At 67.6% G+C, this 21,791-nt stretch carries 27 protein-coding genes and 1 tRNA gene; 16 read left to right on the top strand and 12 right to left on the bottom strand.

The annotated features are described in order from the left end of the window. Nucleotides 1-50 precede the first annotated feature (50 nt). The 7 genes from NO931_RS00590 (at nt 51) to NO931_RS00560 (ending at nt 4,625) form a co-directional block, all read left to right on the top strand. Nucleotides 51-755, top strand: coding sequence for an RNase P subunit p30 family protein (locus NO931_RS00590; RefSeq protein WP_256390677.1), 705 nt, complete (start codon nt 51-53; stop codon nt 753-755). Continuing rightward, nucleotides 739-1,416, top strand: coding sequence for a class I SAM-dependent methyltransferase (locus tag NO931_RS00585; protein ID WP_256390676.1), 678 nt, complete (start codon nt 739-741; stop codon nt 1,414-1,416). Before NO931_RS00590 ends, NO931_RS00585 begins: the two co-directional genes overlap by 17 nt. Continuing rightward, nucleotides 1,413-1,892 carry an Rpp14/Pop5 family protein gene (locus NO931_RS00580; RefSeq protein WP_256390675.1) on the top strand — a complete coding sequence of 160 codons (480 nt, stop codon included), beginning with the start codon at nt 1,413-1,415 and terminating at the stop codon, nt 1,890-1,892. Before NO931_RS00585 ends, NO931_RS00580 begins: the two co-directional genes overlap by 4 nt. Nucleotides 1,893-1,896: 4 nt before the next feature. Then, on the top strand, nt 1,897-2,676 hold the full coding sequence (gene psmA / locus NO931_RS00575) for an archaeal proteasome endopeptidase complex subunit alpha (RefSeq protein ID WP_256390674.1): 780 nt from the start codon (nt 1,897-1,899) through the stop codon (nt 2,674-2,676). A gap of 147 nt (nt 2,677-2,823) precedes the next feature. Then, on the top strand, nt 2,824-3,408 hold the full coding sequence (locus NO931_RS00570; RefSeq protein WP_256390673.1) for a hypothetical protein: 585 nt from the start codon (nt 2,824-2,826) through the stop codon (nt 3,406-3,408). Then, the gene (locus tag NO931_RS00565) at nt 3,405-4,046 is read left to right on the top strand and encodes a DUF2238 domain-containing protein (protein ID WP_256390672.1); all 642 of its coding nucleotides are present in this window, start codon (nt 3,405-3,407) and stop codon (nt 4,044-4,046) included. The genes NO931_RS00570 and NO931_RS00565 overlap by 4 nt, the downstream gene beginning before the upstream one ends. A gap of 72 nt (nt 4,047-4,118) precedes the next feature. After that, nucleotides 4,119-4,625: a DUF3592 domain-containing protein gene (locus tag NO931_RS00560; protein WP_256390671.1), complete on the top strand. Its 507-nt coding sequence runs from the start codon at nt 4,119-4,121 to the stop codon at nt 4,623-4,625. A 174-nt stretch (nt 4,626-4,799) separates the two neighbouring features. Here the strand turns inward: NO931_RS00560 and NO931_RS00555 are convergent. After that, a tRNA-Leu gene (locus NO931_RS00555) sits at nt 4,800-4,884 on the bottom strand. Between the two features lie 83 nt (nt 4,885-4,967). On the opposite strand from NO931_RS00555, the gene NO931_RS00550 reads away from it, so the two are divergent. Further along, a complete protein-coding gene (locus tag NO931_RS00550) occupies nt 4,968-5,276 on the top strand; it encodes a transcription initiation factor IIB family protein (protein ID WP_256390670.1) in 309 nt (102 codons plus the stop codon). Here the strand turns inward: NO931_RS00550 and NO931_RS00545 are convergent, their stop codons facing one another. The 4 genes from NO931_RS00545 to NO931_RS00530 form a co-directional block, all read right to left on the bottom strand. Next, nucleotides 5,277-5,771: a phosphopantetheine adenylyltransferase gene (locus NO931_RS00545; protein ID WP_256390669.1), complete on the bottom strand. Its 495-nt coding sequence runs from the start codon at nt 5,769-5,771 to the stop codon at nt 5,277-5,279. 63 nt (nt 5,772-5,834) lie between these two features. Beyond that, nucleotides 5,835-6,515, bottom strand: coding sequence for a winged helix-turn-helix domain-containing protein (locus tag NO931_RS00540; RefSeq protein WP_256390668.1), 681 nt, complete (start codon nt 6,513-6,515; stop codon nt 5,835-5,837). A 47-nt stretch (nt 6,516-6,562) separates the two neighbouring features. After that, nucleotides 6,563-7,633: a glutamate--cysteine ligase gene (locus tag NO931_RS00535; protein ID WP_256390667.1), complete on the bottom strand. Its 1,071-nt coding sequence runs from the start codon at nt 7,631-7,633 to the stop codon at nt 6,563-6,565. A gap of 107 nt (nt 7,634-7,740) precedes the next feature. Continuing rightward, on the bottom strand, nt 7,741-8,256 hold the full coding sequence (locus NO931_RS00530) for a metal-dependent hydrolase (protein ID WP_256390666.1): 516 nt from the start codon (nt 8,254-8,256) through the stop codon (nt 7,741-7,743). Between the two features lie 224 nt (nt 8,257-8,480). Between NO931_RS00530 and NO931_RS00525 the strand changes: the two genes are divergently transcribed. The 8 genes from NO931_RS00525 to NO931_RS00490 all read left to right on the top strand — a co-directional run bounded on the left by NO931_RS00525 (nt 8,481) and on the right by NO931_RS00490 (nt 16,928). Continuing rightward, the gene (locus tag NO931_RS00525) at nt 8,481-9,071 is read left to right on the top strand and encodes an AsnC family transcriptional regulator (RefSeq protein ID WP_256390665.1); all 591 of its coding nucleotides are present in this window, start codon (nt 8,481-8,483) and stop codon (nt 9,069-9,071) included. Between the two features lie 207 nt (nt 9,072-9,278). Continuing rightward, on the top strand, nt 9,279-9,836 hold the full coding sequence (locus NO931_RS00520) for a plastocyanin/azurin family copper-binding protein (RefSeq protein WP_256390664.1): 558 nt from the start codon (nt 9,279-9,281) through the stop codon (nt 9,834-9,836). Between the two features lie 206 nt (nt 9,837-10,042). After that, nucleotides 10,043-11,032 carry a metal ABC transporter substrate-binding protein gene (locus tag NO931_RS00515; protein ID WP_256390663.1) on the top strand — a complete coding sequence of 330 codons (990 nt, stop codon included), beginning with the start codon at nt 10,043-10,045 and terminating at the stop codon, nt 11,030-11,032. Then, entirely contained in the window at nt 11,029-11,802 is a 774-nt protein-coding gene (locus NO931_RS00510) for a metal ABC transporter ATP-binding protein (RefSeq protein WP_256390662.1), read from the top strand. The genes NO931_RS00515 and NO931_RS00510 overlap by 4 nt, the downstream gene beginning before the upstream one ends. Then, nucleotides 11,799-12,635, top strand: a complete 837-nt coding sequence (locus NO931_RS00505) for a metal ABC transporter permease (RefSeq protein WP_256390661.1) — start codon at nt 11,799-11,801, stop codon at nt 12,633-12,635. The genes NO931_RS00510 and NO931_RS00505 overlap by 4 nt, the downstream gene beginning before the upstream one ends. A 286-nt stretch (nt 12,636-12,921) precedes the next feature. Then, nucleotides 12,922-15,018, top strand: coding sequence for an acetate--CoA ligase family protein (locus NO931_RS00500; RefSeq protein ID WP_256390660.1), 2,097 nt, complete (start codon nt 12,922-12,924; stop codon nt 15,016-15,018). Beyond that, complete coding sequence (locus NO931_RS00495) at nt 15,015-16,100, top strand: phosphotransacetylase family protein (RefSeq protein WP_256390659.1); 1,086 nt, start codon at nt 15,015-15,017, stop codon at nt 16,098-16,100. The genes NO931_RS00500 and NO931_RS00495 overlap by 4 nt, the downstream gene beginning before the upstream one ends. 90 nt (nt 16,101-16,190) lie before the next feature. Next, a complete protein-coding gene (locus NO931_RS00490) occupies nt 16,191-16,928 on the top strand; it encodes a DUF7547 family protein (protein ID WP_256390658.1) in 738 nt (245 codons plus the stop codon). 18 nt (nt 16,929-16,946) lie between these two features. On the opposite strand, the gene NO931_RS00485 is transcribed toward NO931_RS00490, so the two are convergent. The 7 genes from NO931_RS00485 to NO931_RS00455 form a co-directional block, all read right to left on the bottom strand. Further along, nucleotides 16,947-17,534, bottom strand: a complete 588-nt coding sequence (locus NO931_RS00485) for a DUF8121 family protein (protein ID WP_256390657.1) — start codon at nt 17,532-17,534, stop codon at nt 16,947-16,949. Between the two features lie 117 nt (nt 17,535-17,651). Next, complete coding sequence (locus NO931_RS00480) at nt 17,652-18,029, bottom strand: hypothetical protein (RefSeq protein ID WP_256390656.1); 378 nt, start codon at nt 18,027-18,029, stop codon at nt 17,652-17,654. A 169-nt stretch (nt 18,030-18,198) separates the two neighbouring features. Next, the gene (locus tag NO931_RS00475; protein WP_256390655.1) at nt 18,199-18,585 is read right to left on the bottom strand and encodes an OB-fold domain-containing protein; all 387 of its coding nucleotides are present in this window, start codon (nt 18,583-18,585) and stop codon (nt 18,199-18,201) included. Further along, nucleotides 18,582-19,736, bottom strand: a complete 1,155-nt coding sequence (locus tag NO931_RS00470; RefSeq protein WP_256390654.1) for a thiolase family protein — start codon at nt 19,734-19,736, stop codon at nt 18,582-18,584. Before NO931_RS00470 ends, NO931_RS00475 begins: the two co-directional genes overlap by 4 nt. Nucleotides 19,737-20,030: 294 nt before the next feature. After that, complete coding sequence (locus NO931_RS00465; RefSeq protein WP_256390653.1) at nt 20,031-20,792, bottom strand: proteasome assembly chaperone family protein; 762 nt, start codon at nt 20,790-20,792, stop codon at nt 20,031-20,033. A gap of 5 nt (nt 20,793-20,797) precedes the next feature. Continuing rightward, the gene (locus NO931_RS00460) at nt 20,798-20,980 is read right to left on the bottom strand and encodes an RNA-protein complex protein Nop10 (protein WP_256390652.1); all 183 of its coding nucleotides are present in this window, start codon (nt 20,978-20,980) and stop codon (nt 20,798-20,800) included. Further along, nucleotides 20,977-21,777 carry a translation initiation factor IF-2 subunit alpha gene (locus NO931_RS00455; RefSeq protein WP_256390651.1) on the bottom strand — a complete coding sequence of 267 codons (801 nt, stop codon included), beginning with the start codon at nt 21,775-21,777 and terminating at the stop codon, nt 20,977-20,979. The genes NO931_RS00460 and NO931_RS00455 overlap by 4 nt, the downstream gene beginning before the upstream one ends. Nucleotides 21,778-21,791 lie beyond the last annotated feature (14 nt).

The following is a 21,791-nucleotide window of genomic DNA, read 5'->3' as shown; positions in this document are numbered from 1 at the left end:
CCATTTTCCGGAACGTAACTGCAAAGACCCGCGGCGAGGCTGGTACTGGTATGTACGAGGCGGTCCACGCCCGGCCCGACGGCGACGCCACGGTCTCTCGACTCGCCCGCACGGCCGCCGACCTGGGGTACGACGGCGTCGTCGTGCGCAACCACAGCGACGCCAAGGCCGACTACGACCCCGAGACGGTCGCCGAGTCGACGGGCGTGGACGTCGTCGACGGCATCGAGATCCGCGCCGACGACCCACAGCAGGCCAGCGGTGCCGTCGGCAACTACCGCGGGAAGCGGACGGTCGTCGCCGTCGACGGCGGAACGAACGCGCTGAATCGCTTCGCCGTCGAGCAGGAGCGCGTCGACGTGCTGGCCCACCCGATGGCGGGCGACGGCGACGTCAACCACGTGCTCGCCAACGCCGCGCGCGAGAACGGCGTCCGGATCGAGTTCGACCTCTCGCGGGTGCTGCGGGCGACCGGCGGCCGGCGCGTGCAGGCCCTTCAGGCGCTCCGGAAGCTCCGGGAGATCGTCGACCACTGCGACGCGCCCTTCGTCGTCAGCGCCGACGCGCGCTCGCACCTCCAGTTGCGCGCGCCCAGAGAGTTGCAGGCCGTCGGCGAGGTGATCGGGTTCGAGCCCGAGGCGATCGAGGCGGGGCTGCGCGAGTGGGGGAAAATCGCCGAGCGCACCCGCGAGATCCGGTCCGAGACGTTCATTGAGCCGGGGGTCGAACGTGGACGGTATGAAGAAGACTCTTGAGGACCACGCCGCCCGCTTCGACGAGATGGCCGCGGAGTACGACGACTCGAAGAGCGAGGAGTACCGCGCCTGCGCGGAGCTGGTGATCCGCCACGCCGCGCCCGAGGCCGACGACGTCGTGCTCGACCTGGCGACGGGCACCGGCGCGATCGGGCTGGCGCTGGCCGACGATGCGGAGTTCGTCGTCGGCCGGGACATCAGCGAGGGGATGCTGGAACAGGCCCGCGAAAAGGCGGCCGATCGGGGGATCGAGAACGTCGAGTTCGGGGAGGGGCGGTTCCGCGAGCCCGGCGTCGATCGGAATATCGACGTCGTCGTCTCGAACTTCGCGATGCACCACCTTTCGGACGAGGAAAAGCGCGAGGCGATCGAGGCGATCGGCGCCCTCGAACCGACCCGGTTCGTCCTCGGCGACGTGATGCTGTTCGGCGAAGCCGATCCGTCCGAGCCGTTCTACAGCCCAGAGGTCGACGATCCCGCGACGGTCGGCGTGCTGGCCGACGCGCTCACGGACGCCGGCTTCGCGCTCACCGCGGTCGAACAGGTTCACGAGCAGGTCGGCGTGCTCGTCGCCGAGCGGCCCGGCGGCGCGGTCGACGCCGACGCCGCCGCGGCGACCGACGCCGCGTCCCGCGACGATGCCGACCAAGAGTCCGCATGAAACACCTCCCCAAGCACCTCCGGCCGCGCTGGCGCTACCTCGCGGTCGGCCTCGAAGGCTGGCCCGACGCCGACATCGACCGGGGCGACTTCCAGCGCGAGCTGTGGTACGCCGGCCAGAACCTGCTGGGCGACGCCGGCAGCGCCGACGCCGATCTCACGGTGCTGGATTTCGACTTCGCCGACGGCACCGGCGAGACGATTGTGCGCGCCCGGCACGGCCACGTCGGCGAGGCCCGCGCCGCGCTGGCCTGCCTCGACGCCATCGACGGCGACGAGATCGCGGTGCGGGTCCGGGGCGTCAGCGGCACGATCCGAGCCTGTGAAGAAAAGTATTTAGGACGCGCTCCGGAATCTTCCCAAGAGAGAACGGTCGCGTTCGAGGGCGCGGAGCGGCCCGCAGTGGCGCGCGAGGAGTTGGTCGACGTTCGGGCCGACTCCGCGTTCGTCGGCGCGACGGACCTCGATTTCGAGTGATACCATGCAGGGACAAGCCCAACAGCAGGCCTACGACCGGGGGATCACCATCTTCTCCCCGGACGGACGGCTCTATCAGGTCGAGTACGCGCGCGAAGCGGTCAAACGAGGCACGGCGAGCATCGGCATTCGGACCGCCGAGGGCGTCGTGCTGGCGGTCGACAAGCGGATCCGCTCGCCGCTGCTCGAAGGCACGAGCGTCGAGAAGCTCCACAAAGCCGACGACCACATCGGCATCGCGAGCGCCGGCCACGTCGCCGACGCGCGCCAACTGATCGACTTCGCCCGCCGGAACTCCCAGACCAACCGGCTGCGCTACGGCGAGCCGATCGGCGTCGAGACGCTCACCAAGGAGGTCACCGACCACATCCAGCAGTACACGCAGGTCGGCGGCGCGCGCCCCTTCGGCGTCGCGCTGATCGTCGGCGGCATCGAGAACGGCGAACCGCGCCTCTACGAGACCGACCCCTCGGGGACGCCCTACGAGTGGAAGGCCCTGGCCGTCGGCGCCGACCGCGGCGAGATCCAGGAGTTCCTCGAGGAGAACTACGACGAGGGCGGCGATCTGGAGTCGGGCATCGTGCTCGCGCTCGAAGCGTTGGCCTCGGTCAACGACGGTTCGCTCAGCCCCGACGGCCTCGGGATGGCGACCGTCGACGCCGAGAGCGAGCAGTACGTCGAACTGACGAGCGAGGAGATCGGCGAGTACCTCGAAGCCGAGGGCCTCCTCGACGACGAGGAAGACGACGGCGAGGAAGACGCCGACGACGAGACCGACGAGTAACGTCCGATCCTGGGCCGGTCCCCGGGTCTTTTCGCGGGTCGCTACGTCCGACAGCCGTCGCTGTCGGGCACGGTCCACCCGACCGGCCGGGGAACGAGCTATCCAACGGGCCAACGGTTACGGACGCCGCCGTGGAAACTCCGGACGATGTCGTCTCTCGCCGGTGTGATCGACGACGAGCGCGTCAACGCCGCGCTGTCGTGGGGGATCGTCGGGCTGGTAGCGTTCGCGGCGGTCGAAAGCCTGCTCGGCGACGAACTCCTGTGGGCCGGGCTGGCGACCGCGACGGGCGCGGTCGCCGTGCTACCGCCGCTGCGTGCCGGTAACGCGCGAACGATGGTCTCCTGGGAGGTGCTGGCGCTGACGGCGGTGCCGCTGGTCGGGCGCTCGCTCGGCGTCGTCACGCAGGTCGCGACGTATCTCGCCGTGGCGACGCTGTCGCTGCTGATCGCCGTCGAGATCGACTCCTTTAGCTCGGCGGCGATGACGCCGCGGTTCGCCGTCGGCTTCGTCGTCGTGACGACGATGGCCGTCGCCAGCCTCTGGACGATCGCGCAGTACGTCGCGGACGCGTTGCTGGGAACGTCGTCGCTTCCGGGGCAGACGCGGCTGATGTGGGACCTGATCCTGGCGACCGCGGTCGGGCTGGGCGCTGGCCTGCTGTTCGAACTGTACTTCCGGAGGTACGTCAGGAGCGAGGCCGACGAGTTTTCCGACGGTGACACCGCATGAGAACCGTCGCCGGGCGCAGCGTCGACTCGGTCGCCTGGATCGTCGTTCGCGCCATGCAAGCGATTCTCGCCGTCATCGTGGCGTACGCGGCGGTCACCCGACAGTTCGGCCTCGTGATCAACACCGGCATCCCGCTGGCGATCACGTTCCTGCCACGCGCGCTCGAACGTAAGTACGACTACGAGATGGGCGGCGGGCTCGCGCTGTGGATCGCGAGCGCCGCATTCCTCCACGCGATCGGCTCACTCGGCCCGTACACGATGTTCGGTTGGTACGACCAGGTGACTCACACGCTCTCGGCGACGCTCGTCGCCGGCGCTGGCTACGCCATCGTCGTCGCGATCGAGGCCGACCACGACGGCGTCGTGATCCCGGGGCGGTTGCGGGGCGTGTTCATTCTCCTGTTCGTGCTCGCCATCGGCGTCCTCTGGGAGATCGCCGAGTTCGCGTCCAGCGGGCTCGCGACCCTGATCGGCGGCAAGGCCGTCCTCGCACAGTTCGGCGCCAGCGACATCGCGCTGGACCTGCTGTTTAACGCTATCGGAGCGACGATCGTCGCGATCTGGGGCACCGGCTACTTCGACGGGCTGAGTCGTCTGCTCGCACGGCGGATCGATTGGGTCGAGGAGGACCGATAGGAGCGTGGAGACCAGTTTCGCGGACAGAGACCGGAAGCTGCATTTAATACCGACGTGTCGTGAACCGCTGGCATGGCTCCACTCGCAGCGATCACGATCGGCGGCAGAGAGCTCGATCCTGCCCTCGGCGGCGTCCTCGCAGTAGCCATCGGCCTCGCAATTGCCGGCTTCGGCGCCTACGACTACGTCGAGCAGAACGACGCCGTGGAGAACGCCGTCGAGGTGAACGCCACGGTCACCGAACTGAACATCGACACAGTCTCGAACCGACGCGCCGCCCCCGACTACAAACCCGAAGTGACCCTGGAGTACTCCTACCAGAGCGAAACGTACACGGGCGGAAGCGTGTTTCCGGCGTCGATTTCGAAGGACTACGACACCAAGTCGGCCGCCGAGTCACAACTGGAGGGGTACGCGGTTGGTGAGACGACCACCGCGTACGTCGATCCTGACGCGCCGGGCGACGCGTTCCTTCTGAAGGAAACGACGAACGCGCCGCTGAAGTTCGCCGGGATCGGCGGGTTCCTGATGCTCCTGGGTGGGTGGTCGGTGTTCAAGCGGTGGGTAAGAGGTTCGTGACGCGTTTGGCAGAGATATCGCGAGCAAAAGACACGCGCGCGTTCGCCGACGTTCGAGACGGTATGTGCGGGACCGGATTCGAACCGGAGGAAGACTCGCTTCGCTCGTCTTCCAGGGTTCGACTCCGCCCGTTGCGATTCACAGACCGCTCACGTCCGTTCGCGGTCAGAAGAATGCGCGGGACCGGATTCGAACCGGCGGACTCCTACGAGACAGCGTCCTAAGCGCTGCGCCGTTGGCCTAGCTTGGCTACCCGCGCTCGGCGCGGAATTCGCCCGAGGAAACCAAGAACCTGTCGCTCCGGAGTCGGGCTTATGTGGCCGGGGCGCCAACGATCGGTCGATGTACAGCGCCCGCGAGCGCGTCGAGAACGAGGAGTGGATCGAGGAACTCGACGACGTCGCAGCGGCGATCGATCTCGACGCCGACGCGCGGTCGACCGCAGTCGACCTGTTTCTCTCGAATCTACCGGACGAAGAACGATCCAAGCGAGCGGTGCTGGCGGCCAGTCTCTACGCCGGCGCGCTGATCGAGAGCGACGCGCGCTCCCAGGGGGTCGTCGCCGACGCCGCGGGAGTCGCACGGCTGACGATCCAGCAACGATGGAAAGAGATCCTGCGCGAAGCGGGGATGGAACCGCCGAGCTGGTAATCAGTCCGGCTGGACCCGCCCGCGGCCGTCGCTGTCGGGCGTCATGGTGCCGTGCTCGTCGATCTCGCCCCGGACGATGCGGGTACTGGAGATGATCTCTCCGTCGTCGGCCGTGACGTGATCGACGACCTCGACCGACAGCGGGTCGACGCCGCGGTCCTCGCGCAGTTCGTTGATGCGCTCGGCGCCGTCGATGGTTTCGGGCGAGACCACCAGATAGTCGAAGCGCGGTTCCGTCGCGATGCCGGTCGGGTCTTCGAGCGGGCGGATCTCGTACTCGCGGTCGTACTCGTCGGCGAAGGCGTCTAGCTCGCCGGCGAGGTCCGCGCGGCGCTCGTCGTAGGGGCGGACGTACCGGTCCTCCGAGCGGGTCTTCGGCGCGAGCTCGTCGCTGGTCAGGCCGATTGTGACGTCGCCCAGCTCGAACGCGCGATCGAACAGGGCGCGGTGACCGTCGTGCACCGGATCGAACGTGCCCCCCAGCGCGACGTTCATACCCGTCGTTCAGCGGGGCGATGCTTAAAAGAGTCGGAGTTCCGGAGAACTGGGGGTCGGTCCTCAGTCGGCGAGCTCGTCGCCGCTGTCGTCGCCGACGTCTTCCTCGTCACTCGCATCGTCCTCGTCGTCCGCGGCGTCGTCGACGGTGATCGTCACCGGGTCGTCGGTCCGCTTCGTCGGTGCGGGCTCGTCGTCGCCGAGGTATCGATCGAGGTTGAAGACGGCGTTGAGTTCGGCCTGGACCTGGCCGGCGACGCCGCCGACGAGGTCGCTGGGCGCGATCGCGGTGTACTCGTAGGGGTTGTTGCCGGCGCCGGCGCTCTCGCGCTTGTGGCGCTCGACTTTCTCTTCGTCGTGGAGCTCCGCGAGCGCTTCACGGACCGTGCTGGGGTATAATCCCGTGCCCTCGGCGATTTCCTCGCTGGTGCTCCCGGGGTGTTTGCGGAGGTAGACGAAGATCCGCGCGCGCGTTTCGGTATCGAGAATCCACGACAGCAGGTCGACGAGACCCTGATCGAACTGTTCGACGGCTCGGTCGGCCTCCTCTTCGAGTCGGTCGCGGGGGCCGCGTTCGCCGTCCTCGCCCGTCACGCCGGCGTCGTCGGACGCCGTCGCATCCGCGTCGACGTCCGACGCATCCGCGTCGACGTCCGACGCAGCGGCGTCGTCCGCAGTCGCGTCGTCGGCGTCCTCGGGCGCGTGATCGTCGTCCGCCCCGTCGTTCGAGTTCTGGGAAGACATGAGTCCTTTCTAGAAGGACAAAAGTCGCAAGGGCATAAAAGCCTTGTTTAGAGCAGTAGCGACCGTCGGAGCGCCGCTTCGCCCTGCGAGTCGAGCAGGCGGCGCTGCATCGCGGCCCCGCTCTCGGCGTCGTACAGCTCGCGGATGCCCGAGACGCCGAGGCGCTCGCACTCGGCGTCGACGAGCTCGCCGAGTTCGACGACGTCGCCGTTCGGCCGAACGAAGGAGGCCTCGCGGCCGTACCGGAGCGCCCGCCACTTGTTCTCGTCGAGCAGTTCGCGGCGGATCTCCGTACCGGACTCGCCGTCCTCGTAGCGCTCCGCGAGGTCGATCACGAGCGCGTGGACGTACTCGACGAACGCCAGAATCCGGTCCTCGTCGGCCTGGCCGTCGGGCGTGCGCACTTCGACGGTTCCGATGCCGGAGTGAGGGCGCACGTCGTACCACAGCTCCCCGCGGTCGTTGATCGAGCCCGTCTCGATCATCGTGCGCTCGAACTCGCGGTAGTCCTCGAAATCCTCGAAGCGCGTCGGCATCCCGGTGTTGGGCAGCGCCTCGAAGATCTTCGCGCGGGCCGACTGGAGGCCGGTGTCGAACCCGTTCCAGTACGGCGAGTTGGCCGACAGCGCGAGCATCGGCGGGAGGTACCAGCGCAGTTCGTTTGCGATCCACGTCGCCTTGTCAGCGTCGTCGACGCCCACGTGGACGTGCAGTCCGGCGGTCGTGTTGCGGTGCTGCGGGTACTGGATCCGTTCGAGCTGCGCCCGGTAGCGGGGCTTCTCGGCGTGTTCTAGCTCGCGCCACTTCGCGGTCGGATGCAGCCCGGCGGCGGCGATCCGATAGCCCTGGGCGGCGGCGTGCTCGACCAGCGCCGAGCGGATCGCCGAGAGCGTTTCGGGAGCGTCCGCGAGCGAGTCGATCTTCGGCGTCTGGGTCTCGATCACGAACTTGAACAGCTCGTGGTCGAGGCGGCCCTCCAGAATCTCCGGGGGATCGGATTCGTAGACGAGCTCGTCAGTACCGGACGCGGGCCGGCCGTCCTCGTCGACGACGAAAAACTCCTCTTCGATGCCCAGCGTCCCGAGTTCGTCGAACACGTCGGCCGAACCCCCTTCCATCGCACGACGCTTGGACAGCCCCGATTAAATAGGATGCGGACTCCGGCAGGCGAGACGCGCCGGGCTGGGCGATACGGGCGGGACGACGCGACGGCGGACGGATCGTCTCAGATCGACGTCAGCACGGCGCTCGCCGCGAGGAACGATCCTGCAGCGAGCAGGACGTAGTTGGCGACCGTGTTCCGCGCCGGCGTGATGTCGAGGGAGATCGACCAGCCCGAAACGGGCCAGAACGGTCGAATGCCCATCGGCGTGATCACGTCGGCCAGCAGGTGCGAGACGATCGCGAGCGTTCCGATCAGGAACCCGAACTCACCCAGCCCGGTCTCGAAGCCCGGGACGCCGACCCACGCTCTGGCGCCGAACTCGCCGACCGTGGGCGCGATCAGGAGATCGGCGACGAGGCCGACGACGATGCCGACCGCCAGCACGAACAGGACCGTGTGAGTGGGGCCTCGGTGGGAGACGCCCGGTAGCCGCGTGTCGACGTCGGGCAGCATCGCCAGCCACAGCAGGACGGCCCCGCCGCCGAGCGCGAGCGCCGGCAGACCTCGACCGAGTAGCCAGGCGAGGAGGGGCGCGTACAGCCCCAGAGCGACGCCGTAGTGGCCGAGTTTGAACACGAACGTCCGATAGGCGCGGGGGGCTCTCGTACCTGTCGGTCGGCGGCCTCGACCCCGCAGAGGCGATCGGCAATTACCTTTCCCCACGGACTAGCTGTCGTCCACCTGGGCGTACGAATGTAACGTATTGTCGAACATCTACCGCAGCGAGCGGTATATTCTTCTCTAAATTTAGGAAAGGAATGTCGAAAGTAGTTTATGTGAACGTCCTCAAACTTCCGCGCATGGTCGAACTGGATGATACGGATCTGAGCATCCTCGAGTTGCTTGCGGAGGATTCCCGCCGGCCGTACAGCGAAATCGCCGACAAGGTCGGCGTCTCGCCGCCGACGGTCTCCGACCGCGTCGATCGACTGGAAGAGGTGGGCGTTATCGAGCGGTTCACCCTCGATATCGACCGATCGACGCTCCGGGACGGCGTCGGCGTCCTCGTCGACGTCCACCTCCAGCCCGGCTTCGAGACGGAGGTCATGGAGAGTCTGGCCGGCGCCGAGTGCGTCGAACACGCGTTCGCGACGGCCGACGGCCACGTCGTCGCGAAGGCGACCGTCGACGAGACGGAGATCCACTCCGTGCTGACCGACGCCGTCGAGATCGGCCGCATCGTCGAGTACGACGTCCGGTTGCTGATAGACTCGGCCTGGCAGCCCCAGATCGACGGCCCCGACGCCGGCGTCGCCTGCGAGGAGTGCGGTGCGACCGTCGAAGACGACGGCATGACGGTCGACATCGACGGCCAGTCCCGACAGTTCTGTTCGTCGACCTGCCGGAATGCGTACGAGGAACACCTCGAAACGATCAAGCAGTCGGCGTAAGCGGCGGCAACCGGACGCTTGCGGATCGTCGGCCTCGCCGCAAGTTGCCGAACGAAAGTCGTCCTATTTATCGGGCGCGACCTCGGAGCGACGGAGTTCGCTCGCTTCGCGCCCGTGACCGGCAATCGACCGGCACGCGAACCAGTTATTTCGTCAGCAGACCCGCTAACAGGCTTTTGCGGCGTCCTCACCTAGTGCCATCCGTTCATGAGCAACGATCCCAGATTTGACAGGAGAGCGTTTCTGCGCGCCAGCGGTGCCGTTGCGGTGGGGGCAGCCGTCGCTGGCTGTACCGACACCGGAGGCGACACACAGGAACCCGCCGACGGCGGCAACGACACCAGCGACGGCGTCACCGGCGACAACGAGACGATGGGCAACGAGACGGACGCGAACGAAACGGCGGGCAACGAGACTGACGCCAACCAGACCGCAGGTAACGAATCGGACAGTAACCAGACTGGGAACGCGTCGGCGGGCGGCGGAGACATGGTCGAGGTGATCGCGGGGCCGGGCGGCGATCTGGTGTTCGAGCCAGCCGAACTCTCGATCGACGCCGGCACGACGGTGCGATGGGTCTGGGATTCGGACAACCACAACGTCGTTCCGACGAGTCAGCCCCAGGGAGCGAACTGGGAGGGCTACCCGGAGATCGCGAACGCGGGCACAGAGTACGAACACACCTTCGAGACGACCGGCACGTACGAGTACGTCTGCGAACCCCACGAGGCGGCGGGGATGGTCGGCTCGATCACCGTCGAGTGATCGGCGGAAGCAGCCGGTCTATTTTGCGGCTCGTCAGCTTCGGCGACGGCTCCCAGTTCGCCGTCCCGAGCAGTCGCGGTAGCAAACCGTATGCGGGCAGCGTTTCGTCAGACGATTATTAACAATCAGACTTCCGATGGCACTGATTATTAACACTGACTCCGTAGATAATAACACTTTTATTCGAGGGGTGACGATTGGTGAGTATGAGAGAGACGAGACGGTCCGTCCTGAAGGGCGGAGCTGGGTTACTCGCGGCGGGCGGATTGGCCGGATGTACCGACGTTCTCGGATCCGGTAGCGGGTCCGGCAGCGGCGTGCAGGCGTCGTTCTACCTGCTGTACGACTTCGCCGATCAGATCGCTGGCGAGGAGACAGACGTCGAAAGCATCGTCCCCTTCGGCCAGCACGGGCACGGCTGGCAGCCCTCGGGGCAGGTCCAGAAAGACATCTACCAGTCGTCGGCGTTCGTCTACATGGGTGAGGGGTTCCAGCCGTGGGCCGACGACATCGTGACTAACCTACGAGCGGATGATGCCGGCGTAACGATCGTCGCGGCGCGCCACGGCATCGACCTGCTCGGACGGAACGCGAGCCACGGGCACGACGAGGGACACGGGAACGAGAGCGGGGACGACGGCCACGACCACGGAGACGCGACGGGCGACCCCCACTTCTGGCTCGACCCGGTGCGGGCGAAGCAGGCCGTCGACAACGTCCGCGACGGACTGATCGAGGCCGATCCGGACGCCGAAGAACAGTTCCGCGAGCAGGCCGACGCCTACAAGTCCGAGATCGACGATCTGGACGCGACGTTCGAGTCGAGTTTCGAGGGCGCCGAACAGACCCACGTGCTCGTCGCCGGCCACAACGCCTTCCAGTATCTCGGGAACCGGTACGGCTTCACCGTCCACTCGCTGTCGGGCATCTCGCCGGACGAGGAGCCCAGTCCGCAGGCGATCGGCGAGGCCCAAGAAATCATCGAGGAGCACGGCATCGAGTACGTGCTGACGCCGACGATGGAGTCCGACGAGGCGGCCAACAGACTCATCAGGGACACCGATGCGACCGAGGCCCTCGAGGTCTCGGCGCTGTCGGGCGTCAAAGAGGAGTGGATCGACCAGGGATGGGGCTACCTGGAAGTGATGGAAAACGTTAATCTGCCCGCCCTGACGAAGGCATTACACGCAGAATGAGCGTCGTCGAACTCCAGAACGTCGGGTTTGCCTACACTGATGTCCCCGTACTCGAGGAGGTCAGTCTCTCGGTCGAGGAGGGCGAGTTCCTCGGGCTGGTCGGGCCGAACGGGTCGGGTAAGTCGACGCTGCTCCGGATCGCGCTGGGCCTGGAGGCCCCCGACACCGGTTCCGCCAAACTGTTCGGCGAGAACGCTCGCGAGTTCGACGACGGCCACCGCATCGGCTACGTCGCGCAGGGCGCCACGAGCGGCGACCGGCGCATTCCGGTCACCGTCAGAGAGGCCGTCACGATGGGTCGGTTCCCCCACGCTGGCTACGGCCGACTCGACAGCGACGACCGGGCGGCCGTCGAGGACGCCATGGCGACGACGGGCGTCGCCGACCTCGCGGACCGCAAGCTGGAGGAACTCTCGGGCGGCCAGCGCCAGCGGGTGTTCATCGCGCGAGCGCTCGCGTGCGAGGCCGACCTGCTCGCGCTCGACGAGCCGACCGTCGGCGTCGACGCCGAATCGCGGGACGCCTTCTACGACCTGCTCGGCGAGCTCAACGACGACGGGATGACGATCGTGCTGATCGAGCACGACATCGGCACCGTCACCGAGTACGCGACGACGGTCGCCTGTATCAACTGCTGTGTCCACTACCACGGCGATCCCGAAGGGTTCGCCGAGAGCGACGCGCTGGCCGACGCCTACGGCGCGAGCCAGCGGATGTTGGAGCACGATCCGGGCCACACCCACACCCACGACGAGGAGGTGTCCCGATGATCGGGACGATCGTCGAGATGCTCGGCTTCTCGTTCATGCAGCGCGCGCTGCTGGCCGGCCTGTTCGTCGCGATCCTGGCGCCGCTGGTCGGCTCCTTTCTGGTGTACCGACGGATGGCCTTTATCGGCGACACGCTGGCCCACGTCGCCTTTGCCGGCGTCGCGATCGGCGTCTACATGCGGGAAGTCGTCGGACTGAGCGGCGTCACACCGTTTCTCTCGGCGCTGGTCGTCTCGGCGCTCGCGGCGCTGTTGATCCAGTTCCTCTCGGATCGGACCGGCGCGTACAACGACGTCTCGATGGCGATCGTGCTCTCGGGAGGGTTCGCGCTGGGCACCGTCGTCATCAGCCTGACGGGAGGCATCGCGGTCAGCATCAGCCAGTACATCTTCGGCTCGATCAGTACCGTCTCCTGGCAGCACGTCCGGATCATGGCCGCCCTGACTGTGCTGGTCGGCGGCGTCGTCGCGGTCAGCTACAAACACTTGCTGTACATAACGTTCGACGAGAGCGCCGCCCGCGTCGCGCGCCTCGACGTGGATCTGCAGAACAGCTTGCTGGTCGTGCTGACGGCGCTGGTGATCGTCGCGGCCATGCAGATCATGGGCGTGATCCTCGTCGCGGCGATGCTCGTGGTGCCGGTCGCCGCAGCAGGCCAGATCGCGCCGAGCTTCAAAGCGTCGGTGCTGATCGCGATCGTCCTCGCCGAGATCTCGGTGTTCTCTGGCGTCACGCTGTCGTACACCCACGACGTGGCGGCCAGCGGCGCCATCGTGCTGGTCGCGATCGGGCTGTACGCCGCCACGGCCGCGGCCGACCGCTACGTCGCGTGAGGACGCCGACAAGCTACGCTCGTCGAGCCCTCGAGCGGTTCGTTGCGCGAGGACGCCGAAGCGCGAGGCGCTTCGAGCCTGCCGCGCTTCGCTCGGCGGGACGCCGACGCCGCCGCGTCGTCGCTCGAATCCTCGACCGCCCCCGGAACCCGTGTGAACGAATGTGAACTATTTCCCGCCCATGACGCCCGATGGGCAAAATAGTTGCGCGATGGGTTCGACATTCTTATATCCCGAGAGAGGTCGGGGTGCTTTTTGTAGTGGATATCCTCAGCATCGACTAGCGATGGGAGCGTTATCGGACCTGTTCGGGCCGGAGCGCGTGGCCGTAGTCGGCGCTACAGACAGGGAGGGATCGGTCGGCCGGGCGATCCTGACCAACCTGCAGGCCGACTTCGACGGCGACGTCGTTCCGATAAACCCGAACCGCGACGCGGTGCTGGGACTCGACTGCTACGAATCAGTGGCGAGCGCGCCGCCCGTCGACCTCGCGGTGGTGGTCGTGCCGCCGGGGATCGTGGTCGACGCCGTCCGCGAAGCGGGCGAGCAGGGCGTCGACGACGTCGTCGTCATCACCGCCGGGTTCAGCGAGACCGGCAGCGAGGGCGCCGCGCGCGAGCGCGACCTGATCGAGGTCGCCGAGGAGTACGACATGAACCTCGTCGGCCCCAACAGCATCGGCATCATGAGTACGCCGAACGGACTGAACGCGACGTTCGGCCCGGAAAACGCCGAGTCGGGATCGATCTCCTTTATGAGCCAGTCGGGCGCGTTCATCACGGCGGTGCTCGACTGGGCCAACGACCACGATCTGGGGTTCAAGGACGTCGTCTCGCTCGGTAACGAGGCCGTCCTCGACGAGACGGACTTCATCCGGGAGTGGGGCGACGACCCCGACACCGACGTGATCATCGGCTACCTCGAAGGGATCGACCACGGGCGTGAGTTCATCGACACCGCCCGCGAGGTCGCCGAGGACACCCCGATCGTGCTGGTCAAGTCCGGCCGCACCGAGGCCGGCGCGCAGGCGGCGTCCTCCCACACTGGGACGATCGCCGGCAGCGAGCAGGCCTACGAGGCCGGGCTCGACCAGTCGGGCGTCCTCCGAGTCGATACTGTCGAGGAGATGTTCGACTACGCCCGGATGCTCTCGGACCAGCCTACGCCCGAGCGCGACGACGTGGCCGTGATCACCAACGCCGGCGGCCCGGGCGTGATGACGACCGACGCGATCGGCGACTCGCGGCTCGACCTCGCCGACTTCTCGGACGAGACCCTCGAAACGTACGGCGAGATGCTGCCCGACGAGGGCAACATCTACAATCCCGTCGACGTGCTGGGCGACGCGCCCGCCGAGCGGTTCCGCGAGGCCCTCGACATCGCGCTCGAGGACCGCGGCGTCGGCGCGGCCGTGATCGTCGCGGCACCGACGGCGGTGCTGGACTTCGAGGAACTGGCCGACATCGTCGCCGAGGCTCGCGAGGAGCACGACGCGCCGATCGTCGCGGCGCTGATGGGCGGCGAGAGCACCGAGGCCGCCGCGAAGAAACTCCAGGACAGCGGCGTCCCGAACTACTTCGATCCGGCGCGGGCGATTCGGAGCGTCGGCGCGCTCTCGGAGTACCGCGACATCAGCGAGCGCGCTCACGAGCCGCCCCGCGAGTTCGACGTGGATCGCGAGCGCGCCCGCGAGATCCTCGAGCGCGTCGAGGGGCGCAACGACAACAGTCTCGGCGTCGAGGCGATGGAGCTGCTCGACGCGTACGGCGTCCCGACGCCGGAAGGCGCGGTCGTCGACTCGCCGGACGAAGCCGAGTCGGTCGCCGAGGGGATCGAGGGCGACGTGGTGATGAAGATCGTCTCGCCGGACATCCTCCACAAGTCCGACATCGGCGGCGTGAAGGTCGGCGTCGAGACCGACGACGTCTACGACGCCTACGAGGACCTGATCACCCGGGCGCGCAACTACCAGCCCGACGCCTCGATCATCGGCGTCCAGGTCCAGGAGATGGCAGATCTGGACGAGGGCACCGAGACGATCGTCGGGCTGAACCGCGACCCGCAGTTCGGCCCGATGGTCCTCTTTGGACTTGGCGGGATCTTCGTGGAGGTGCTGGAAGACACCACCGTGAAGATCGCGCCGATCAGCGAGCCCGAGGCCCGCGAGATGATCGACGACATCCAGGCGGCGCCGCTGCTCCGGGGCGCCCGGGGCCGGACGCCCGCCGATCTGGATTCGGTCGTCGAGACGCTCCAGCGGCTTTCCCAGCTCGCGACGGACTTCCCGGCGATCCTCGAACTCGACGTGAACCCGCTCGTGGCGGGCCCCGACGGCGTACAGGCGATCGACCTTCGACTCACCGTTGACAAAGACGAACTATGACCAAGACGCTACTCGTCACTTCGACCGAAGAAGGCACCGGCAAGACCGCCGTCTCGGTGGCGCTCGGGCTGCTGGCCCAGGAGCGCGGCCTCGACGTCGGCTACATGAAACCCAAGGGAACCCGCCTGCGCAGCCGCGTCGGCAAGACGCTCGACGAGGATCCCATGCTCGCCCGCGAACTGCTCGATCTCGACGCCGAGATGCACGAGCTCGAGCCGGTCGTCTACTCGCCGACCTTTATCGAGCAGGCGATCCGCGGCCAGGAGTCGGCCGAAGATCTCCACCAGCAGATCACCGAGCACTTCGACTCGCTGTCTGCCGGCCGGGACCTGATGATCATCGAGGGCGGCGGCTCGCTGACGACCGGCGGCATCGTCGACCTGACCGACGCCGACGTCGCCGAGCGGCTCGACGCCGAGGTGCTGCTGCTCGCCGGCTACGGACAGCCCGGCGACGTCGACGACGTGCTGGCGGCGGCGCGACACCTCGAGGACCGGCTCTCGGGCGTCCTCTTTAACGCCGTCAGCGACGACGCGTTCGACACGCTCGAAACCGACGTCGCGCCGTTCCTCGAAGGCGAGGGCGTGCCCGTCTTCGGCGCCCTGCCCCGCGAGCAGGATCTGGCGGGGATCACCGTCGCCGACCTCGCGGACGAACTCGGCGCCGACGTGCTGACCGACGTGCCGACCGACGCCTACGTCGAGCGGTTCAGCGTCGGCGCGATGGGCAGCGACGCCGCGCTCCGGCACTTCCGGCGCACCCGCGACGCCGCGGTGATCACCGGCGGCGACCGCTCGGACATCCAGACGACCGCGCTGCAGGCGCCGGGCGTCGAGTGCCTGATCCTCACCGGCGGCCACCGCCCCTCGGGCGCCGTCGTCGGCAAGGCCGAGGAGAAGGGCGTCCCGATCCTGGTCGTCCAGACCGACACGCTGACCACGATCGACCGCGCCGAAAACGTCGTCAGCGAGGGCCGGACCCGAGACGCGACCACCGTCGAGCGCATGCGCGCGCTGCTGGCCGACCACGCCGACGTCGACGAGATCCTCGCCGGCGCGAGCGCGAGCGACGACGACGACTGATCGGCGCCGAGCGCCCCGGTGACCGAGCGCGCCGCCGACCGCACGCTGCGACCCGCCCACTTTTTGTTACGCGGCCGCCAACGCGATAGCATGAGCGACAGGCGCGACTCCCGCGACGAAGACCTCGCCCGCACTGCCGGCGATCTCGCCGACTCGCTGCGCGAGCTCCGCGACGAGGTTGGTCCCCGTCAGCGCCCGCCACGCGGTCCCTTCGGACTGCCCCGCCCGCCCACGCCCCGCGAGGTACTCCGCTTCACCGACGAAGTCGCCATTCCGGCGACGATCGCGATCCTGGAGGTCAACATCAAGCTGCTCGAAGCCGTCCAGAAAGCGATCCGGCTCGCCGAGACGGAACGCCGCGCGCGCGAGCAGGGCGAGGAGGCAGCCGATCGAGCCCGGGAAGGCGGCCGCGTCGTCCGCGAGGGCGCCGGCCGGGTCGGCCGCGAGACGCTCGATCGCCTCGACGACGCGCTGGACGACCTGCAGACCGCCGTCGAGGAGGGCTCACTTCCGCGCGAGGAGACGGCCCGCGAAATTCTCACCGAAGCGCGCGAGCTCCGGGCCGACCTCGAAGCGCAGGTCCGAGACGCCGAAGGAACGGTCGCCGAACAGCGGCGTCGCGAGCGCGAGAACGACCGCGAGGCCGGAAGCGAGCGCGACGCCGGGATTTCGGCGTCCGACGACGGGAAGAACGACGACACCGACGGTGCGGACGACGGAACCGACGACGAGGACGTTGGCCCGCAGGTCGACGTCGACGCCGAGCTGCGGTCAATCAAGGACCAGTACAACGATGACGAAGGCGACGAGGACGACGAAGACGAGTGAGAGGGCGGTGGCGGAACTCTATTGCTGACCGAGCGCCGGGAACTCCAGTTCGAGCTGGCCGTCGAGTTCGTAGCCGCCGTCGAGCAGTGCTGTGCTGTCTAACTCGATCGTGCTGTCGATCACGAGCGCCGTCGCGCGATCGTAGCCCGGCGTGACGACGAGATCGATCGTGCTGATCGTCTCGTCCGCGAGATCGTCGAGGTCGTCGATCTCGATGATAGCACCGGGCTCGTCGCGAGACGTCGAGAGAGTAACGGCCGGCGGCGGCGACGAGTCGCCCTGCACCGGCGAGGCGAGGGCGACCTCCGCGGGCGTCCCCTCCGGCGCCGGCGGCATCCAGACGTGCAGTTCGATCGATTCGACGGACGTTCCCTCCCGGTGCCAGATTTCGGTCGAGAGCTCGATCCGGCCGTCCGAGACCGCGCCGTCGGCGCCGATCGACCCGATCTCCTCGCCGTCGGCCGCGAACTGCAGGCTCTTTCGACGCTCCGAGTCGGCGTGAACAGTCGGCGACGAGAGCGCGGTCTCCGAGCGAACGGTGCCACAGCCGGCGAGCGCACTCGCGCCCGCGGTCCCGAGCGCCGCGAGACACGTTCGTCTACGCACGGCGCAACCACCCGGACTGCCTGCGAACGTCGGATCGAGCCATTGACAGACGCATCTCGTGCTGTCCTGAAAAACGTGTGCGAAGGTCAAACGCCGCTTTGTCCGATTCCCACCCGATCACTCGGCACGCGCTTGGCGTCGACGCCGGTAGTCCGGTACCGGCCGAACGACGCCGAAGACGAATCTGTTGCCACCTAAGCCGAGCGCGAGGCCGAGAAAGAGCCTCGTGAAGGCGCCAACGGGGTGCGCGTCGAGTGTCGTCATCCAGACGATCCCGCCCATAGCTGCCACACCGGCGACGAACAGCGCCCACAGCCCTACGCGGCTTCGATCCGCCGCGGCGAACAGACCGCCGCTGACGAGCGCGATCACCGCGGCGATCCACCACTGACCGGTCGCCGACAGCGTCCCGTCCAGCAGGAGGAAGATGAAGAGGTTCGAGGCGGCGAGCACGAGGTCCTGCAGTATCAGCCCCCGCTCGGTCGTGTCGGTCATACGAACGGCTTCTGCGCGCCGCCAATAAAATGTTGCGCGGGCGGAAGTAACTCGCCGGCGCGCTCACTGGACAGGCTCTCATCTTCGGTCCGAACCCACTGTTCGCGCCGACGCGCTCACTGTGTCGGTCGAAACCTCCACTCCCAGCCTGTTGTTCGCGCCGTCGCGCTCACTGGACAGGCTGGAAGCGGTACCCGTCCCACTCCTGGCTCTCGGGCTCTTTGATGCCGACCTCGGGATCGCGGAGCTCCGCGGCGTAGACGGGTTCGACTTCGTCGCCGATCTCCACCTCGGCGTCCTCGGCGACCTGGCCAACCGCGCGCACCGATTCGCCGTCGATCTCGAACTCGACGATCGCGATCGTGTTCGGTTCGCGGACGCCCGGCGGCGTCGCGGTGCTTTCCGTCCAGGTGATCACCTCGGCGGTGTGCTCGCTGAGGTCGATCGTCTCGACTGCCTCGGCGCCGCCCAGACTCCGCGGGTGGGTCGGGTACGAGATCGAGCCGTCCTCGTAGCGCTGTGCTTCCATCGGTGGTGCGTCGTCGTGCTCGCTCATTCTGCTGCCTCCATGATTGCGGTGATGACGCAGTTGCCGAACCCGCCGACGTTACACGTCAGCCCGACGTCGGCGTCGACCTGCCGCGGGCCGGCCTCGCCGACCATCTGCTCGTAGATCTCGACGGCCTGGGCGACGCCGCTGGCGCCCAGCGGGTGGCCCTTGGACTTGAGCCCGCCGGAGGTGTTGATCGGGCGTTCGCCGTCGCGCTCGGTGGTCCCCTTGTCCATCTCCTTCCAGGCCTCGCCCTGCTCGGCGAAGCCCAGCCCCTCCATCTGGAGGAACTCAAGGATGGTGAACATGTCGTGCAGTTCGGCGACCTCGATGTCCTCGGGACCCAGGCCGGCCATCTCGTAGGCCTGCTCGCCGCTGTCGACGACGCCGTTCATGACCGTGGGGTCGTCGCGCTCGTGGACGACGTGGGTGTCGGTCGCGCCGCCGATGCCGCTGATCACCGCGTACTCGTCGGCGTACTCCTCGGCGACCGACTCGGGGCAGAACAGCAGCGCCGCGCTGCCGTCCGTGATCGGGCAGAAGTCGTACAGCCGGAGCGGGTCGGCGATGATCGGCGAGTCCAGCGCCGTCTCGACGTCGATCTCCTTCTGGAACTGCGCGTTGGGGTTGTCGACGCCGTTCTTGTGGTTCTTCACGGCGACCTTCGCGAGACTCTCGCGGGGTGCGTCGTACTTGTGAAGATATCTGCGGGCGGTCATCCCCGCGAAGCTCGGCAGCGTCAGGCCGTGCTTGTACTCCGCCGGATGGGTGATCGAGGCGATGATGTCGGTCGCCTCGGCGGTCGTCTTGTGGGTCATCTTCTCCCCGCCGACCAGCAGCGTCATGTCGCTGGCGCCGCTAGCGATCGAGCGCCACGCGGCGTAGATGCCCGCGCCGCCGCTGGAGCTGGTCTGGTCGATGCGCTCGGTGTAGGCGGGAATCGCCCCGATGTCGTGGGCGAGCAGGTTCGGGACGCCGCCCTGGCCCTCGAACTCGCCGCTGGCCATGTTCGATACGTACAGGTGCTCGATCTCGTCGGGGGCGACGCCGGCGTCGTCGAGACACTCCTCGGCCGCCTGCGAGAGGAGTTCCCTGATCCAGGCGTCGCGCTGCCCGAACTTCGTCATCGAGGCGCCGATGACTGCAACGCGGTCCATGGTGCCACACTCACCCCTCGGAATAATATAATCCGTGGTATGTGACCGAAGGAACGTGTTACGCCAGACGGTCGTTCGACAGCCGAATGGCCGGGCGCGGCGCTCGGGCCGCGCCACCGGAAGAGCTTTGATCTTCCGAGCTCGCACTCGCTTCGCTCGCGCGAACCGGGGGAAGGGCAGGCCCGCGGTGCGGTCGCCGTCGCTGCGCGGTACGGTTCCGTGGGCAGTGCTGTGCGGTTCTGGGAAACACAAAGGCGAACGAACGCCGTGAGCGACCGAAGGGAGCGAGGGCTCTCAGCCGATGTAGCGCAGGTCGTCGTCGCTCGGGACGTTGGGCTGTTGTTGCTGTTCCATCTCCTGGATCTTGCCGATGACCTCCTCCATCTCCTCGGCGCGGTCCTCCAGGTCGGCGAAGTCGACCTCGAACTCGAGTTGGTCCTGCAGGATTTCAAGGACGGCCTGGGCGCTCTTGGGATCGACGAGGTAGCCGCTGGTCTCGCCCATCAGACAGGCCGCGTCGACGCCGCGACGCTCGCCCAGCCCGAGCAGGAGGCCGCTGACGCCGACGATACCGCCGGCGGGCTCGTCCTCGCGGAACTCGACGCCGTGGCCTTCGAGCGCCTCGACGAGCGACTCGTCGGTGGCGGCGCCGAGCACGTCGTACTCCTCGATGAGCTCGCCCGTCGGGACGCCGCCGAGCGCGTACACCTCGGCGACGTCAAAGTCCTCGGCGACGTCGAGGAAGGCGTCGGTCAGCCGGTAGTGGCCCTCGTTGCTCTGGGCCTGGTTGTCGCCCGTGAGCACGAGCAGGTCCCGACCCTCGGTCTCGACGGCGTGGAACTCCGCGCTGGTGAGCTCGGCGACGCCGTCGTCACCCACCTCGACCTGCGGCGGGAAGTGTTCCGAGTAGACCCGGCGCACGAGCGTGCTATCGAGCTCTTCGAGCACGTGCTCGGCGGCGAGCTTGCCGACGTGGCCGACGCCGGGCAGCCCCTCGACGAGCACCGGATCGTCCAGTTCGGCCTCAGCGACCGCCTCGATGTCGAGTTCGTCCATACGGCTTACTCCCGGTCGCGCCGCTTAAGTGAGCGTCGGTACTCCCCGTAGGAATCCTCGGGATCGAACGGCGCGGGCGCGCTGTTGACGGCGTCGGCGCCGCAGTCGGGACAGTCGGTAGAAAGGGTGTACACCGGGCGATCGTGGCGCTCGTGCCACGCCGAACACACCCGGATGTCGGCTTTCATTCCTCGTCGGTGCGCCGGTCGCGGTGGAAGCCGCCGGTGCCGCCGATCTCCTCGATGGCCGCGATGGCTCGATCGGCGCTCTCCTCGAGTTGGGACTCGGCGGTCTTGTAGTTGGGCGCTCGCACCTTGATGCGGTACTCGGGCGAGCCGACGTAGGTCACTTCGAGGTCGACCTCGTCGGGCACTTCGCCGTTGCCCTCGGCGGCCTGCAGCGCCTCCTTGATCGCGTCGACGCCCTCGCTGGTGCCGCATTCGAGATCGACGTAGCCGGTGACGTCGACGTACGGCACGGAGACGTTCTCGCGGGCCGTCTCGACGAGCGCGTCGATATCGTCGTCGTCGAGCTCGGTCGGTTCGAGCGCCTCCTGACCGTGGATCGCCGCCTCCTCGAAGCCGGCGTAGAGGCTGCCGAACTCCGCGAGGAGTTCGTTGGCGACCCGGGCGTACTCGTCGTCGTCGACGTCCTCGCCGAACGCCAGGAGCATCCAGTTGTCGGCCTTCTGCTCGTTTTTCCACTCCTGGATCTTGTCCGAGCGCTGGTGGTCGTTGACGTCCTTGATCGAGAGGTCGATCTGCTGGGCGTCCTCGTCGACGTCGAGCACCTTGGCGACGACCGTCTGTCCCTCGCGGACGTGATCCCGGACGTTCTTGATCCAGCCGGAGGCGACTTCGCTGATGTGGGTGAGGCCGCGCTTGTCCTCGTACTCCTTGAGGTCGACGAAGACGCCGAAGTCCTCGATCTCGTCGACCTCGCCGACCACGAGTTCGCCGGATTCGGGCCAGCCGCTATATTGCATTCGGGATCACCTCG

It is taken from the genome of Natronoarchaeum rubrum, assembly GCF_024494695.1.
The sequence above is the reverse complement of the archived record's forward strand: the minus strand, read 5'-3'. Positions and strand labels throughout refer to the sequence as shown.

Bases quoted from the DNA above. Each gene is read 5' to 3' on its own strand.
- NO931_RS00590 (WP_256390677.1), top strand. From the start codon at position 51: ATGTACGAGGCGGTCCACGCCCGGCCCGACGGCGACGCCACGGTCTCT.
- NO931_RS00585 (WP_256390676.1), top strand. From the start codon at position 739: ATGAAGAAGACTCTTGAGGACCACGCCGCCCGCTTCGACGAGATGGCC.
- NO931_RS00580 (WP_256390675.1), top strand. From the start codon at position 1,413: ATGAAACACCTCCCCAAGCACCTCCGGCCGCGCTGGCGCTACCTCGCG.
- psmA (WP_256390674.1), top strand. From the start codon at position 1,897: ATGCAGGGACAAGCCCAACAGCAGGCCTACGACCGGGGGATCACCATC.
- NO931_RS00570 (WP_256390673.1), top strand. From the start codon at position 2,824: ATGTCGTCTCTCGCCGGTGTGATCGACGACGAGCGCGTCAACGCCGCG.
- NO931_RS00565 (WP_256390672.1), top strand. From the start codon at position 3,405: ATGAGAACCGTCGCCGGGCGCAGCGTCGACTCGGTCGCCTGGATCGTC.
- NO931_RS00560 (WP_256390671.1), top strand. From the start codon at position 4,119: ATGGCTCCACTCGCAGCGATCACGATCGGCGGCAGAGAGCTCGATCCT.
- NO931_RS00550 (WP_256390670.1), top strand. From the start codon at position 4,968: ATGTACAGCGCCCGCGAGCGCGTCGAGAACGAGGAGTGGATCGAGGAA.
- NO931_RS00545 (WP_256390669.1), bottom strand. From the start codon at position 5,771: ATGAACGTCGCGCTGGGGGGCACGTTCGATCCGGTGCACGACGGTCAC.
- NO931_RS00540 (WP_256390668.1), bottom strand. From the start codon at position 6,515: ATGTCTTCCCAGAACTCGAACGACGGGGCGGACGACGATCACGCGCCC.
- NO931_RS00535 (WP_256390667.1), bottom strand. From the start codon at position 7,633: ATGGAAGGGGGTTCGGCCGACGTGTTCGACGAACTCGGGACGCTGGGC.
- NO931_RS00525 (WP_256390665.1), top strand. From the start codon at position 8,481: ATGGTCGAACTGGATGATACGGATCTGAGCATCCTCGAGTTGCTTGCG.
- NO931_RS00520 (WP_256390664.1), top strand. From the start codon at position 9,279: ATGAGCAACGATCCCAGATTTGACAGGAGAGCGTTTCTGCGCGCCAGC.
- NO931_RS00515 (WP_256390663.1), top strand. From the start codon at position 10,043: ATGAGAGAGACGAGACGGTCCGTCCTGAAGGGCGGAGCTGGGTTACTC.
- NO931_RS00510 (WP_256390662.1), top strand. From the start codon at position 11,029: ATGAGCGTCGTCGAACTCCAGAACGTCGGGTTTGCCTACACTGATGTC.
- NO931_RS00505 (WP_256390661.1), top strand. From the start codon at position 11,799: ATGATCGGGACGATCGTCGAGATGCTCGGCTTCTCGTTCATGCAGCGC.
- NO931_RS00500 (WP_256390660.1), top strand. From the start codon at position 12,922: ATGGGAGCGTTATCGGACCTGTTCGGGCCGGAGCGCGTGGCCGTAGTC.
- NO931_RS00495 (WP_256390659.1), top strand. From the start codon at position 15,015: ATGACCAAGACGCTACTCGTCACTTCGACCGAAGAAGGCACCGGCAAG.
- NO931_RS00490 (WP_256390658.1), top strand. From the start codon at position 16,191: ATGAGCGACAGGCGCGACTCCCGCGACGAAGACCTCGCCCGCACTGCC.
- NO931_RS00480 (WP_256390656.1), bottom strand. From the start codon at position 18,029: ATGACCGACACGACCGAGCGGGGGCTGATACTGCAGGACCTCGTGCTC.
- NO931_RS00475 (WP_256390655.1), bottom strand. From the start codon at position 18,585: ATGAGCGAGCACGACGACGCACCACCGATGGAAGCACAGCGCTACGAG.
- NO931_RS00470 (WP_256390654.1), bottom strand. From the start codon at position 19,736: ATGGACCGCGTTGCAGTCATCGGCGCCTCGATGACGAAGTTCGGGCAG.
- NO931_RS00465 (WP_256390653.1), bottom strand. From the start codon at position 20,792: ATGGACGAACTCGACATCGAGGCGGTCGCTGAGGCCGAACTGGACGAT.
- NO931_RS00460 (WP_256390652.1), bottom strand. From the start codon at position 20,980: ATGAAAGCCGACATCCGGGTGTGTTCGGCGTGGCACGAGCGCCACGAT.
- NO931_RS00455 (WP_256390651.1), bottom strand. From the start codon at position 21,777: ATGCAATATAGCGGCTGGCCCGAATCCGGCGAACTCGTGGTCGGCGAG.